10 protein-coding genes and 1 pseudogene are annotated in these 14,158 nt (G+C 61.3%); 10 read left to right on the top strand and 1 reads right to left on the bottom strand.

The window, feature by feature from the left end:
* Positions 1-102: 102 nt before the first annotated feature.
* From AB5975_15295 to AB5975_15285, 3 genes are all read left to right on the top strand, one after another.
* The gene (locus AB5975_15295) at positions 103-2,691 is read left to right on the top strand and encodes a TonB-dependent receptor (protein ID XDR18064.1); all 2,589 of its coding nucleotides are present in this window, start codon (positions 103-105) and stop codon (positions 2,689-2,691) included.
* A gap of 141 nt (positions 2,692-2,832) precedes the next feature.
* Positions 2,833-3,426 (top strand): biliverdin-producing heme oxygenase, encoded by a 594-nt coding sequence (locus AB5975_15290; protein XDR18063.1) that lies wholly within the window; start codon positions 2,833-2,835, stop codon positions 3,424-3,426.
* Positions 3,427-3,480: 54 nt separating this feature from the next.
* Positions 3,481-3,894: a YbaN family protein gene (locus tag AB5975_15285; GenBank protein ID XDR18062.1), complete on the top strand. Its 414-nt coding sequence runs from the start codon at positions 3,481-3,483 to the stop codon at positions 3,892-3,894.
* On the opposite strand, the gene arcD (AB5975_15280) is transcribed toward AB5975_15285, so the two are convergent.
* Positions 3,874-5,301 carry an arginine-ornithine antiporter gene (arcD, locus tag AB5975_15280; GenBank protein XDR18061.1) on the bottom strand — a complete coding sequence of 476 codons (1,428 nt, stop codon included), beginning with the start codon at positions 5,299-5,301 and terminating at the stop codon, positions 3,874-3,876. The two genes, AB5975_15285 and arcD (AB5975_15280), sit on opposite strands and share 21 nt — an antisense overlap.
* A 436-nt stretch (positions 5,302-5,737) precedes the next feature.
* Between arcD (AB5975_15280) and arcD (AB5975_15275) the strand changes: the two genes are divergently transcribed.
* From arcD (AB5975_15275) to gltS, 7 genes and pseudogenes are all read left to right on the top strand, one after another.
* Entirely contained in the window at positions 5,738-7,165 is a 1,428-nt protein-coding gene (gene arcD / locus AB5975_15275) for an arginine-ornithine antiporter (GenBank protein ID XDR18060.1), read from the top strand.
* Positions 7,166-7,198: 33 nt separating this feature from the next.
* On the top strand, positions 7,199-8,458 hold the full coding sequence (arcA, locus tag AB5975_15270) for an arginine deiminase (GenBank protein XDR18059.1): 1,260 nt from the start codon (positions 7,199-7,201) through the stop codon (positions 8,456-8,458).
* Positions 8,459-8,527: 69 nt separating this feature from the next.
* Positions 8,528-9,538, top strand: coding sequence for an ornithine carbamoyltransferase (locus AB5975_15265; protein ID XDR18058.1), 1,011 nt, complete (start codon positions 8,528-8,530; stop codon positions 9,536-9,538).
* A 69-nt stretch (positions 9,539-9,607) separates the two neighbouring features.
* The gene (gene arcC, locus AB5975_15260) at positions 9,608-10,537 is read left to right on the top strand and encodes a carbamate kinase (protein ID XDR18057.1); all 930 of its coding nucleotides are present in this window, start codon (positions 9,608-9,610) and stop codon (positions 10,535-10,537) included.
* Between the two features lie 56 nt (positions 10,538-10,593).
* Positions 10,594-10,962 carry a DUF5064 family protein gene (locus AB5975_15255; GenBank protein ID XDR18056.1) on the top strand — a complete coding sequence of 123 codons (369 nt, stop codon included), beginning with the start codon at positions 10,594-10,596 and terminating at the stop codon, positions 10,960-10,962.
* 159 nt (positions 10,963-11,121) lie between these two features.
* Complete coding sequence (locus tag AB5975_15250; protein XDR18055.1) at positions 11,122-12,630, top strand: sigma-54-dependent transcriptional regulator; 1,509 nt, start codon at positions 11,122-11,124, stop codon at positions 12,628-12,630.
* A gap of 127 nt (positions 12,631-12,757) precedes the next feature.
* Positions 12,758-13,963: pseudogene (gene gltS, locus AB5975_15245) on the top strand (sodium/glutamate symporter).
* Positions 13,964-14,158 lie beyond the last annotated feature (195 nt).

Here is a 14,158-nt window from a genome sequence, read left to right as displayed (position 1 = left end):
GTGCTACCCCGCTCGTCTCGTTATAGCCAATGCAACTGATTCTTGTTTGAAAACGAGAACAGTCATCACCTATAACAGTCCGCGCGTCTGGGAGCGCTTCCGATGTCCACTGGTCCTACCCGCTCGTCCACCCTTCCCCGCCGTACAGGGCAACTGTCCCTATTGACCCTGGCCCTGCTTGCCAGCGGTGCCTGCAGCCTCCCGGCGCTGGCCGCCGAGCCGGCCCAGGCCAGCAGCCCGCGCATGGGCGACTATCGCTTCAGCATCGGCCAGCAGCCCCTGGTGTCGGCGATCAACGCCTTCAGCCAGGTCACCGGCTGGCAGGTCGGCTTCAGCGCCGAGCTGGCCGACGGCGTGGCCTCGCCTGGGGTACAGGGTTCGCTGCCGCCAGATGCCGCACTCAAGCGCCTGCTGCATGGAACGGGCCTGAGCTTTCGCAAGATCAGCAACGGCAACGTGGTTCTTGAGCGCCAGACCGTCGGTAACGTGATCGCTTTGCAGCAGGTGACCGTCAGCGCCACCCGCAGCGCCCAGGACGTCAGCCAGGTGCCGAGCACGGTCAGCGTGCAGACCCGCGAGCAACTGGACCGGCAAAACGTCAACAACATCCAGGACCTGGTGCGTTACGAGCCGGGTGTGTCGGTGGCAGGTACCGGCCAACGCAGCGGCCTGAACGGCTACAACATCCGAGGTATCGACGGCGAGCGGATCCTCACCCAGGTTGACGGCGTGTCGATCCCGGACAGCTTCTTCTATGGCCCCTATGCCCAGACCCAACGCAACTACGTCGACCCAGAAATCGTCAAGCGCGTGGAAATCCTCCGCGGCCCGGCCTCGGTGCTGTACGGCAGCAACGCCATCGGCGGCGCGGTCAGCTACTTCACCCTCGACCCGGACGACATCATCAAGCCTGGCAAAGACGTGGGTGCACGCCTGAAAACCGGTTACAGCTCGGCTGACGAAAGCTGGCTGACCTCCGCCACCGTCGCCGGCCGCGAGGGTGATTTCGATGGCCTGCTGCACCTGAGCCAGCGCAACGGCCACGAGACTGAAACCCACGGCAGCCACAGCGGTGCCGGCCTGTCGCGCACCGAAGCCAATCCAATGGATGTGCGCACCACCAACGTGCTGGCCAAGCTGGGCTGGAACTACGCCGATGACGCGCGCCTGGGCTTCACCTACGAACGCTACAAGGATGACCGCGACCAGAACATCCTCAGCGCGGTGGGCGGGCCGTTCATTCCGGGCTTTGGCGGCATGGGCTACTACAAGGCGCGCAATGGCAACGACACCATCACCCGCGAGCGCTTTGGCATCAACCATGAGTTCGGCCTGGATTCGCTGGTCGCCGACCACGTCAAGTGGAGCCTGAACTACCAGATCGCCAAGACCGACCAGCACACCGAAGAAGTCTACGCACCGCCTGGCCGCCAGGTGCTGCGTACCCGCGACACCACCTACAAGGACCGCCAGTGGGTGTTCGACGCCCAGCTGGACAAGGCCTTCAGCATCGGCGCCACCGACCATCTGCTGACCTATGGCACCACGATCAAGCACGAGAAAATCACCGGGTCCCGCAGCGGCACCGGCACCTGCCTGACCGTGGGCTCCGGTTGCTCCGCCGCTGGCGCCGAACGCCCGGCAGACGGCCAGGTTCTGGTCAGCGACTTCCCGGACCCGACCGTAAACACCTACAGCCTGTTCGTGCAGGATGAAATCCGCTGGAACAACTGGACCTTCATGCCCGGTGCGCGCTACGACTACACGCGCATGGAACCCAAGTTCACCGACGAATTCCTGCGCGGCCTGGAGTCCACCGGCACGGCACCCACCTCCCAGGACGACTCGGACAAGAAGTGGCACCGTGTGTCGCCCAAGCTCGGCGTGACCTACGCCTTCAACGACAACTACACCTGGTATGGCCAGTACGCCGAAGGCTTCCGCACCCCGACCGCCAAGGCCATGTACGGAAAATTCGTCAACCTTGAGGAAGGTTACCGCGTAGAAGGCAACCCCGGCCTGGAACCGGAAAAGAGCAAAAGCTACGAAACCGGCCTGCGTGGCAACTTCGACGCGGGTAACTTCGACGTGGCGGTGTTCTACAACAAGTACCGCGACTTCATCGACGAAGACGCCGTGCAAAGCGCCAACCTGGAACAGACCTTCCAGGCCAACAACATCAAGCACGCCACCATCAAGGGTGCCGAGGTCAAGGGCCGCCTGAACCTGGACCACTTCGGCGCACCGCAGGGCCTCTATACCCAGGGCTCGATTGCCTACACCTATGGTCGTAACGATGACACCGGTGAACCGCTGAACAGCGTCAACCCGCTGAAGGGCGTATTCGGCCTGGGTTACGAGCAGCAGAACTACGGCGGCCTGCTGAGCTGGACACTGGTCAAGCGCAAGACCCGTGTCGACGACTCCAGCTTCTACTCCCCCGACGGTTCGAGCTCGAAGTTCCGCACCCCGGGCTACGGCGTGCTGGACCTGACCGGCTTCTACAAGGTTACCGACGACGTGACCATCAACGCCGGCCTGTACAACCTCACCGACAAGAAATACTGGCAGTGGGATTCGGTACGCAGCTACGACGGCCAGGGTGAGGCAGCTGTGACCCAGCCAGCCAACATCGACCGCTTGACCATGCCAGGGCGCAACTTCGGTATCAATGTGGTTTGGGATATCTGATCCCTCACGCCTGTACCGGCCTCTTCGCGGGTAAACCCGCGAAGAGGCCGGTACAGGCAACACAAATACTGGCTTTTTTTACTGTCACGCCCCCGCTGTTTCGTCTTGTATCTAGACGCCCCTTTTTCCAAGGACTGCCCCATGACCGAACGCCCAGCCCTGCGCTCCCAGCGCCTGAACCAGATCACCCACGCCCCGCACGCCGAGCTGGATGCCCTGGTCAAATCCCACGCGCCCTTCGACAGCCGCGAAAGCTTCGCCCGTTTTGTCGTTGCCCAGTACCTGTTCCAATCCGAGCTGCAGGCGCTGTACAACGACCCACAACTGATCGCCATCGTCCCCGACCTGGCCGAGCGCTGCCGCGCAGACCAGGCCCGTCTCGACCTCGCTGACCTCGACACCGAAGTGCCGGCCGCCGTGCCAGGTGCCGTGGGCAACCCAAGCCTGGGCGAGGCAATGGGCTGGATCTTCGTCTCCGAAGGCTCCAAACTGGGCGCTGCGTTTCTGATCAAGCGTGCCGTGGCCCTGGAACTGTCCGACAGCTTCGGTGCCCGCCACTTGGGCGAGCCAGCCGGTGGCCGTGCCGAAGGCTGGAAGCAGTTCACCCGCATCCTTGATGGGCTGGAACTCTCGGCCGAAGAGGAAGCCGCTGCCGAGCGCGGCGCGGTTGCCGCTTTCGAGCGTTTCACCGAGCTGCTCAAGCACGCCTATGCCGCGGATGCCGCGCTGGTTTGATACGCCGTAGCCGGCCACCCCTCCGGTGGCCGAACCGTTTTATGCAGTGAGAACATGACCCAACCAGCCCGCTCGAAACTCGCCCGCCTGTTGTATGGAATCCTGGCTTACGTGAGCCTCGGGGTGGGCCTGGTCGCCATCGTGATTCCCGGCTTGCCGACCACCGAGTTCATCCTGCTGGCCGCCTGGGCCGCCACGCGCAGCTCACCGCGCCTTTCGGCCTGGCTGGAGAACCACCGGTTGTTCGGGCCGATCCTGTACAACTGGCGCAACGGCAAGGTGATCCAGCGCCGGGCCAAGGTCAGCGCGACCCTCAGCATGCTGCTGTGCGCCGGGCTGATGCTGACCTTCCTTGAACACCACTGGCCAGTGTTCCTGGCTATCGCCGGCATGACCCTGGGCAACCTGTGGATCTGGTCGCGCCCGGAGCACGCCTGCCCCGCCCCATCACAAGCTCAGCAGCCCTGAATACAAGGCGTAGGCCGCCAGCGCAGCGCCCACCAGCACAGCGGCGAAAATCAGCTTTTCCCAGCTAGTGAACAGGGTCTGGCCTTGCTCATGCTTGGCCCTGGCGAACAGGATCACACCTGGGGCGTACAGCAGCGCCGACAGCAACAGGTACTTGAGCCCGCCCGCATACAGCAGCCACACGGCATACAGCAAGGCAACCAGCGCCACCAGCAAGTCCTTGCGCCGCAACCCCGGCTGCCCGGCATAGGTTTCTGCGCGCACCGCCAGCAGCACGGCATAGGCCGCCGACCACAGGTAGGGCACCAGGATCATCGACGAGGCCAGGTAGATGAGGCTGGTGTACGTACCGGCCGAGAACAGCGTAATCAGCAGGAACCCCTGGATCATGCAGTTGGTCAGCCAAAGGGCGTTGGCTGGCACATGGTTGGCGTTTTCCTTGGCTAGAAAGCGCGGCATGGTCTTGTCCCGCGCCGTGGCAAACAGGATCTCGGCACACAGCAGCGCCCACGAAAGCAAGGCGCCGAGCAGCGAGACCGCCAAGCCAAGGCTGATCAGCAAGGCGCCCCAGGGGCCGACAATATGCTCCAGCACCGAGGCCAGCGAGGGGTTCTGCAGCCCGGCCAACTCCGGCTGGGTCATCACCCCCAGCGACAACACGTTGACCAGCACCAGCAGCGCCAGTACACCGAGAAAGCCGATGACCGTGGCCTTACCCACGTCAGAACGACGCTCGGCGCGCCCGGAATACACGCTGGCGCCCTCGATGCCGATGAATACGAACACGGTCACCAGCATCATGTTGCGCACCTGCTCCAGCACGCTGCCGAACTGCGGGTTGCTGAGGCCCCAGATATCCCGGGTGAAGATATCGGCGCGGAAGGCGAATGCCGCGATCACTACAAAGATCAACAGCGGCACCACCTTGGCTACCGTGGTCACCTGGTTGATGAACGCGGCTTCCTTGATGCCTCGCAGCACCAGGAAATGCACAGACCACAGCAACAGCGAGGCGCAGCCGATGGCAATGGGCGTGTTGCCTTCACCGAAAACGGGAAAGTAGAAGCCCAGGGTGCTGAACAGCAGTACGAAATAACCAACGTTACCCAGCCAGGCACTGATCCAGTAGCCCCAGGCCGAGGAAAAGCCCATGTACTCGCCGAAACCGGCCTTGGCATAAGCGTACACCCCTGAGTCCAGCTCGGGCTTGCGGTTGGCCAAGGTCTGGAACACGAAGGCCAGGGCCAGCATGCCAACCGCGGTGATCCCCCAGCCGATCAACACAGCCCCCACATCGGCGCGCGCGGCCATGTTCTGCGGCAGCGAGAAGATCCCGCCACCGATCATCGAGCCGACCACCAGCGCGATCAGCGCGCCCAGGCGCAGCTTCTGTCCCGGTTCGCTCATGAGCCTCCCTTTTTTCAAGCCCTGTCATGCATTTGTAACCGCTTTGCGGGCCATATAAATGTTGTTACTTATACTGTAGACGCGGGTTAAACCTATAGCACTAATAACTGCTTTGTCTATGCAGCCCTTCTCTCAAAATTAGCAGCAGTACGGCAACTAGAAAAGAAACTGATAAAACTCAAAATTCTTGTGAAAAATTTGCGAAAGCGGCAAAAGCGGCTAGTTTCAAGCTTCGCAGGCTGAACAGAGCGTTTGCTCTAGAAGGACATGGAGGTGCCAGCGCGCAAGGCCTGCAGCTTAAGCTGTCGGCACTCTCCAGGAGCACCCGTGAAGGAAATTTCCTACCTTCACATCGCCTTAAACTGACGCAAGTCAGGTTACGGCAAAGGCGTCGGATCTATTCTGTCGTCAACTTTCTCCTGGCAGGAGTTGTTAAATGTCTGATTCATCCGGAAAACTAAAGCTTGGTGCGTTAGTTGCACTTGTCGTCGGTTCGATGATTGGTGGCGGGATCTTCTCGCTGCCGCAAAACATGGCCGCCAGCGCAGGGGTTGGCGCGGTGTTGATCGGTTGGGGCATCACCGCGGTCGGCATGCTGACCCTGGCGTTCGTGTTCCAGACCTTGGCCAACCGCAAGCCTGATCTGGATGGCGGGGTATATGCCTACGCCAAGGCCGGTTTTGGCGACTACATGGGCTTCTCCTCAGCCTGGGGCTACTGGATCAGTGCCTGGCTGGGCAACGTCGGCTACTTCGTGCTGTTGTTCAGCACCTTGGGCTACTTCTTCCCAATCTTCGGTGAAGGCAACACGCCGGCCGCCATCATTGGCGCGTCGATCCTGTTGTGGGCCGTGCACTTCCTGGTATTGCGCGGTATCAAGGAGGCAGCGTTCATCAACCTGGTCACCACCGTGGCCAAAGTGGTGCCGCTGGTGCTGTTCGCCCTGATCTGCCTGTTCGCCTTCAGGCTCGATATCTTCACCGCCGACATCTGGGCCGTAGGCACACCAGAGCTTGGCAGCGTGATGAACCAGGTGCGCAACATGATGCTGGTCACCGTGTGGGTGTTCATCGGCATCGAGGGCGCGAGCATTTTCTCGTCCCGGGCGGAAAAACGCTCTGACGTGGGTAAGGCCACGGTCATCGGCTTCGTTACCGTGCTGCTGTTCCTGGTGCTGGTCAACGTGCTGTCGCTGGGCATCATGACCCAACCAGAGCTGGCCAAGCTGCAGAACCCGTCGATGGCCGCCGTGCTGGAACATGTGGTCGGCCACTGGGGCGCGGTGCTGATCAGCGTCGGCCTGATCATCTCGCTGCTGGGGGCCCTGCTGTCGTGGGTGCTGCTGTGCGCCGAGATCATGTTCGCCGCCGCCAAGGACCACACCATGCCGGAGTTCCTGCGCCGCGAGAACGCCAACCAGGTACCGGCCAACGCCCTGTGGCTGACCAACGCCATGGTGCAGATCTTCCTGGTGATCACGCTGTTCTCCAACAGCACCTACCTGTCGCTGATCTACCTCGCCACCTCGATGATCCTGGTGCCCTACCTGTGGTCGGCGGCCTACGCCTTCCTGCTGGCACTGCGCAGCGAAACCTACGAACAGGCCCTGGCCGAGCGCAAGAAAGACCTGATCATCGGCGGTATCGCCTTGTTGTACGCCGTCTGGCTGCTGTACGCCGGCGGTGTGAAATACCTGCTGCTCTCGGCCCTGCTCTACGCACCTGGCGCCATCCTGTTCGCCAAGGCCAAGCGTGAGGTAGGCCAACCTGTCTTCACCAACGTGGAAAAACTGATCTTCGCAGCCGTGGTCGTCGGCGCCCTGGTGGCAGCCTTTGGCCTGTACGACGGCTTCCTGACCCTTTGACCCACGTCTTCGTTCAATTGGAGGAATGAAACCATGTCCGCTGAAAAACAGAAGTACGGTGTCCACTCCGAAGCCGGCAAACTGCGCAAAGTGATGGTTTGCGCCCCGGGCTTGGCGCACAAGCGCCTGACGCCGAGCAACTGCGACGAACTGCTGTTCGACGATGTGATCTGGGTCGACCAGGCCAAGCGTGACCATTTCGACTTCGTCACCAAGATGCGCGAGCGTGGCGTGGATGTGCTGGAAATGCACAACCTGCTGACCGACATCGTGCAGAACAAAGAGGCCCTGAAGTGGATCCTCGACCGCAAGATCACCCCCGACACCGTCGGCGTGGGGCTGACCAACGAAGTGCGCAGCTGGCTCGAAGGCCTTGACCCGCGTCACCTGGCCGAATTCCTGATCGGTGGTGTGGCGGGCCAGGACCTGCCACAGAGCGAAGGCGCCGATGTGGTCAAGATGTACAACGACTACCTGGGCCACTCCAGCTTCATCCTGCCGCCACTGCCCAACACCCAGTTCACCCGCGACACCACCTGCTGGATCTACGGCGGCGTCACGCTGAACCCGATGTACTGGCCGGCGCGCCGCCAGGAAACCCTGCTGACCACCGCCATCTACAAGTTCCACAAGGAATTCACCGGCGCTGACTTCCAGGTGTGGTACGGCGACCCGGACAAGGACCACGGCAATGCCACCCTCGAAGGCGGTGACGTGATGCCGATCGGCAATGGCATCGTGCTCATCGGCATGGGCGAGCGCACCTCGCGCCAGGCCATTGGCCAACTGGCGCAGAACCTGTTCGCCAAGGGCGCCGTCAAGGAAGTGATCGTTGCCGGCCTGCCGAAGTCCCGCGCCGCCATGCACCTGGACACCGTGTTCAGCTTCTGCGACCGCGACCTGGTCACGGTCTTCCCGGAAGTGGTGAAAGAGATCGTGCCATTCATCATCCGCCCGGACGAAAGCAAGCCTTACGGCATGGATGTGCGCCGTATCAACAAGTCGTTCATCGAAGTGGTCGGCGAGCAGCTTGGCCTCAAGGGTGGCCTGCGCGTGGTCGAGACCGGCGGCAACAGCTTCGCCGCCGAGCGCGAACAGTGGGATGACGGCAACAACGTGGTGGCCATCGAGCCCGGCGTGGTCATCGGCTACGACCGCAACACCTACACCAACACCCTGCTGCGCAAGGCCGGCATCGAGGTCATCACCATCAGCGCCGGCGAACTGGGCCGGGGCCGGGGCGGCGGCCACTGCATGACCTGCCCGATTGTGCGCGACCCGATCGACTACTAACGACCATTACGCCCGGCCGCACCCACAAAGTGGCGGCCGGGACATCACCGGACTCAAGGAGAAACTGTCATGGCGTTCAACATTCACAACCGCAACCTGCTCAGCCTGGAACACCACACCACGCGCGAGTTGCGCTACCTGCTTGACCTGTCCCGCGACCTCAAGCGCGCCAAGTACACCGGCACCGAACAGCAGCACCTGAAGGGCAACAACATTGCCCTGATCTTCGAAAAAACCTCCACCCGTACCCGCTGCGCGTTCGAAGTGGCCGCCTATGACCAGGGCGCCAACGTTACCTATATCGACCCCAACTCTTCGCAGATCGGTCACAAGGAGAGCATGAAGGACACTGCCCGTGTGCTCGGGCGCATGTACGACGCCATCGAATACCGTGGCTTCAAGCAGGAAATCGTCGAAGAGCTGGCCAAGTTCGCCGGCGTACCGGTGTTCAACGGCTTGACCGACGAATATCACCCGACGCAGATGATCGCCGACGTGCTGACCATGCGCGAACACAGCGACAAGCCGCTGCACGACATCAGCTACGCCTACCTGGGCGACGCCCGCAACAACATGGGCAACTCGCTGCTGTTGATTGGCGCCAAGCTTGGCATGGATGTGCGCATCGCCGCGCCCAAGGCGCTGTGGCCACACGACGACCTGGTCGAACGCTGCAAGAAGTACGCTGAAGAAAGCGGCGCGCGCATCACCCTCACCGAAGATCCGAAAGCCGCGGTCAAGGGTGTGGACTTCGTGCATACCGACGTGTGGGTATCGATGGGTGAGCCGATCGAGGCCTGGGGTGAGCGCATCAAGCAGCTCAAGCCTTATCAGGTGAATGCCGAACTGATGAAGTCCACCGGCAACCCACGGACCAAGTTCATGCACTGCCTGCCGGCGTTCCACAACTCCGAAACCAAAGTCGGCAAGCAGATCGCCGAACAGTACCCAGACCTGGCCAACGGTATCGAAGTGACCGACGACGTGTTCGAGTCACCCGCCTGCATCGCCTTCGAGCAGGCGGAAAACCGCATGCACACGATCAAGGCGATCCTGGTTTCGACCCTGGCTGACCTCTGACGGCGTACCTCGCCCTCCTTGTGGGGGGCGAGGTGTACCCCTCTTCTGCAAATGCAAAGGACATTCCCCATGCGTATCGTTGTTGCATTGGGCGGCAACGCCCTGCTGCGTCGCGGCGAGCCCATGACCGCTGACAACCAGCGCGCCAATATCCGCACCGCCACCGAACAGATCGCCAAGATTCACCCCGGTAACGAGCTGGTCATCGCCCACGGCAACGGCCCGCAAGTCGGCCTGCTGTCGCTGCAGGCCCTTTCCTACAAGCCGGACGAAGCCTACCCACTGGACGTGCTGGGTGCCGAAACCGAAGGCATGATCGGCTACATGATCGAACAGGAACTGGGCAACCTGCTGGCCTTCGAGGTGCCGTTCGCCACCTTGCTGACTCAGGTGGAAGTGGACGCCAACGACCCAGCGTTCAAGGACCCGACCAAGTTCATCGGCCCGGTCTACAGCAAGGAAGAAGCCGAGCGCCTGGCCAAGGAAAAGGGCTGGGTAGTCAAGGCCGACGGCGACAAGTACCGCCGCGTGGTGGCCAGCCCGAAACCCAAGCGCATCTTCGAAATTCGCCCGATCAAGTGGCTGCTGGAAAAGAGCAGTATCGTGATTTGCGCCGGCGGTGGCGGCATCCCCACCATGTACGATGAAAACCGCAAGCTCAAAGGCATCGAGGCGGTGATCGACAAAGACCTGTGCTCGGCGCTGCTGGCCGAACAATTGGAAGCCGACCTTCTGATAATCGCCACCGACGTCGATGCAGCCTACATTGACTGGGGCAAGCCAACGCAGAAAGCCATTGCCCAGGCCCACCCGGACGAACTCGAACGCTTGGGCTTCGCTGCCGGCTCCATGGGGCCGAAGGTTCAAGCAGCCAGTGATTTCGCCCGCAATACCGGCAAGGTCGCCGTGATCAGCTCGCTGGAAAACATCGAGGACATCGTCAAGGGCACCGCCGGCACTCGGGTTTCTACCGAGAAGCCTGGGATCAGCTACCGTTGAATGCAGTCGGCGGGCTCACGGGGCCCGCCATTTTCGACCTTCCAAAGGAGCTAACCATGGCCCAGTACCACCCCGGTCATGTACACATCGAGCGCACTGCGCTGAACAATGCCGACCACAGCTACGACCTGAACATCGAGTACGAGGCCGTGTCGGACCCCAGGGAAGGCAGAGGCATTCAATTCCACATGCATGGCAGCATCGAAGGCAAACCGGTGGAAGAAAAGTTCTTCCTCCCCAAGGACCAGGTACTGCCCAGTTTCCTCATGCTGCTGACCCGCAAGGCCCAGTCGTACCTGGCGCCGCCAAAGAAGTTCGAGACCCTGAGTTCGCCACACAAGCTCTATGACTATATGTTCGCGGACATCCGCGAAAAGCTCGATGTGAAATCGGGCGACCCGATCAAACCTGAACATCTCGAGTGATTTCAGCATTTTGCGGCTGCTTTGCAGCCCAAGGCCGCTCCCACAACTGAATGCGTAAACGTTGTGGGAGTGGCCTAGTGTCGCGATAGGGCCGCAAAGCGGCCCCGGCGATGTTAAGGCATACTACCGCCCTCCCCGGCCACCACCTTTCGCCTCCCCATGCGCATCCACGTCAGCTTCATCGACCGCGTCGGCATCACCCAGGAAGTCCTCGCCCTGCTCGGTGCCCGCAACCTCAACCTGGACGCCGTGGAGATGGTCCCGCCGAACGTCTACATCGACGCCCCCACCCTCAGCCCCGCCGTGCTCGAAGAACTGCATGACGCGCTGTTCGAAGTACACGGCGTGCAGTCGGTGGACGTGGTCGACATCCTCCCCGGCCAGCGTCGCCACCTGCAACTCGATGCCCTGCTAGCGGCCATGAGCGACCCGGTGCTGGCGGTGGACAGCGCAGGCCTGGTGTTGCTGGCCAACCCGGCGCTGATCGAACTGTGCGGCCGTGAATCCGCCGGGCGCTCGGTGGATGAACTGTTTGGCGACCCTGCACTGCTGCAGGCCCTGCTGGACAACAACTTCCACCTGCCCATGCGCGAAATGCAGTTGAACGGCCAGAGCCTGCTGCTGGACGCCATGCCGATCACCAACGCCGGTGGCCTGCTGACGCTGTACCCACCTTCGCGCATGGGCGAACGCCTGTCGGCCCTGCACCACGACCACGCCGAAGGCTTCGATGCCTTGCTTGGCGAGTCGCCGGTCATACGCACCCTGAAGGCCCGCGCCCTGCGCGTGGCAGCGCTTGATGCGCCACTGCTGGTACATGGTGAAACCGGCACGGGTAAAGAGCTGGTCGCCCGCGCCTGCCATGCCATCAGCAGCCGCCATGCGGCACCGTTCCTGGCACTGAATTGCGCCGCGCTGCCCGAGAGCCTGGCCGAGAGCGAGTTGTTCGGTTACGCCCCCGGCGCCTTCACCGGCGCGCAACGCGGTGGCAAGCCCGGGCTGATGGAGTTGGCCAATCAGGGCACGGTGTTCCTTGATGAAATTGGCGAAATGTCACCGTACCTGCAGGCCAAGCTGCTGCGCTTTCTCAGCGACGGCAGCTTCCGCCGGGTGGGCGGTGACCGCGAGGTGAAGGTGGATGTGCGCATCATCAGCGCCACCCACCGCGACCTGGAGCGCATGGTTGCCGAAGGTAGCTTCCGCGAAGACCTGTTCTACCGCCTGAACGTGCTCAACCTGCAGGTGCCGCCACTGCGCGACCGTGGCCAGGACATCCTGATGCTGGCGCACTTCTTCATGCAGCAGGCTTGCACGCAGATCCAGCGCCCAGCCTGCCGGCTGACTCCGGCCACCCATTCGGCACTGCTGGCCAACCCTTGGCCGGGCAATGTGCGTCAGTTGCAGAACGTGATTTTCCGCGCGGCGGCCATCTGCGAGAGCAACCTGGTGGACATCGGCGACCTGGACATTGCGGGGACCTCGGTGGCACGCGGGCAAGAGGGTGAAGTGGCCAGCCTGGAACAGGCCGTGGGAGATTTCGAACGCGAACTGTTGCAGCGCCTGTATGCCAGTTACCCATCGACGCGGCAACTGGCCGGGCGCTTGCAAACTTCGCATACCGCCATCGCCCAGCGCTTGCGCAAATATGGAATACCCGGCAAACCCTGATAGTTATCGTCAAAACTGGCGGATGGTTCAGACTTTTCCTAACCGCGCAGCCGCAATTGACGGGAGTGCTCGCCGTAGAATGGTGACGTTGTAATTTCGCTTGTCACCCTGAACGAAGAGTACCCTGATGATTTAACTCGATTTTTACGGGACACTTGTAGCCGCCTCTTTAGTATTGCTACTGGGGCGTAGTTTGGTCGCACGAATTGGTTTCCTGCGTACTTACAATATCCCGGAGCCTGTTGCAGGCGGCCTGGTCGTTGCCTTGTCACTCTTGGCCTTGCGCAGTTTCGATGTACACGTCCAGTTTGATACCTCGCTGCAAACGCCGTTGATGTTGGCATTCTTCGCCACCATCGGCTTGAGTGCAGACTTCGCCAGCCTGAAAAAGGGCGGGCGCGTGGTGGCGGTGTTTTTGCTGGTGGTCACAGGCTTGCTGCTGGTTCAGAACGCCATGGGCATCGGCCTGGCAACAGCATTGGGGCTCGATCCGCTGATGGGCTTGCTGACCGGTTCTATCAGTTTGTCGGGGGGCCACGGTACAGGCGCTGCCTGGGGCGCAACCTTCACCGAGAGATTTGGCCTGGCTTCGGCATCCGAACTGGCAATGGCCTCTGCCACCTTCGGCCTGGTGCTGGGCGGTTTGATTGGTGGTCCCGTCGCCAGGATGTTGATCAAGCGCGTCAAGGCACCCGGTATCGAAGAAGAAGTTCCGCAGTTACCAAAGGGTTTCGAACACCCGCATAAAGAGCGCCTGATTACGCCATTTACATTTATCGAGACCCTCGCACTTATTGCCGTCAGCTTGCTGGCCGGCACACTACTTAATAGCGCATTGAAAGGCACAACATTTGAACTACCGACCTTCGTCTGCGTACTCTTCGTGGGGGTAGTGTTGCGCAACGGGCTTTCAGCAATCGGCTTTTACCGTGTATTCGAGCGGGAAGTGTCAGTAATGGGCAACGTGAGTTTGTCCCTGTTCCTGGCCATTGCCTTGATGTCGCTCAAATTGTGGGACCTGGCAGCCCTGGCCTTACCCTTCTTCATCTTGTTGGCCGTGCAGACACTGGTCATGGCGCTATTCGCGATCTTCGTGACCTTCAGGGTGATGGGGCGCAACTACGATGCGGCAGTCCTGGCCGCAGGGCACTGCGGCTTCGGCTTGGGTGCGACGCCGACGGCCATCGCCAACATGCAGGCGGTGACCCAGCGCTACGGCGCCTCCCAGATTGCCTTTCTGGTGGTACCGATGGTGGGCGCGTTCTTCATCGACATCATCAATGTCGTCGTGATCAAGTTGTACCTGGCATTGCTCCTCCTTATCGGAGGATGAACCCGGCTCTCAAGGCTGTATCGATTTCAGTACGCCGGATTGAAATCGATACACAACCATTCAGATGCGTCTGCACAAGGGTTTGATCACAAAACCCTTTCTCTCCCCTCGCCAACTGTAGCGTTATCGTTCCACAAAAATGTCAAACGCATTGCAGAAACAATATAAGCATATGATTTATAACGATTTTTTGTG

The organism is Pseudomonas putida (assembly GCA_041071465.1).
GTDB lineage: Bacteria > Pseudomonadota > Gammaproteobacteria > Pseudomonadales > Pseudomonadaceae > Aquipseudomonas > Aquipseudomonas putida_P.
Note: the sequence above shows the minus strand (reverse complement) of the source record. Positions and strands in the feature narration are given on the sequence as shown.

Bases quoted from the DNA above. Each gene is read 5' to 3' on its own strand.
- AB5975_15250 (XDR18055.1), top strand. From the start codon at position 11,122: ATGCGCATCCACGTCAGCTTCATCGACCGCGTCGGCATCACCCAGGAA.
- AB5975_15255 (XDR18056.1), top strand. From the start codon at position 10,594: ATGGCCCAGTACCACCCCGGTCATGTACACATCGAGCGCACTGCGCTG.
- AB5975_15295 (XDR18064.1), top strand. From the start codon at position 103: ATGTCCACTGGTCCTACCCGCTCGTCCACCCTTCCCCGCCGTACAGGG.
- arcC (XDR18057.1), top strand. From the start codon at position 9,608: ATGCGTATCGTTGTTGCATTGGGCGGCAACGCCCTGCTGCGTCGCGGC.
- AB5975_15285 (XDR18062.1), top strand. From the start codon at position 3,481: ATGACCCAACCAGCCCGCTCGAAACTCGCCCGCCTGTTGTATGGAATC.
- arcD (XDR18060.1), top strand. From the start codon at position 5,738: ATGTCTGATTCATCCGGAAAACTAAAGCTTGGTGCGTTAGTTGCACTT.
- arcA (XDR18059.1), top strand. From the start codon at position 7,199: ATGTCCGCTGAAAAACAGAAGTACGGTGTCCACTCCGAAGCCGGCAAA.
- AB5975_15290 (XDR18063.1), top strand. From the start codon at position 2,833: ATGACCGAACGCCCAGCCCTGCGCTCCCAGCGCCTGAACCAGATCACC.
- AB5975_15265 (XDR18058.1), top strand. From the start codon at position 8,528: ATGGCGTTCAACATTCACAACCGCAACCTGCTCAGCCTGGAACACCAC.
- arcD (XDR18061.1), bottom strand. From the start codon at position 5,301: ATGAGCGAACCGGGACAGAAGCTGCGCCTGGGCGCGCTGATCGCGCTG.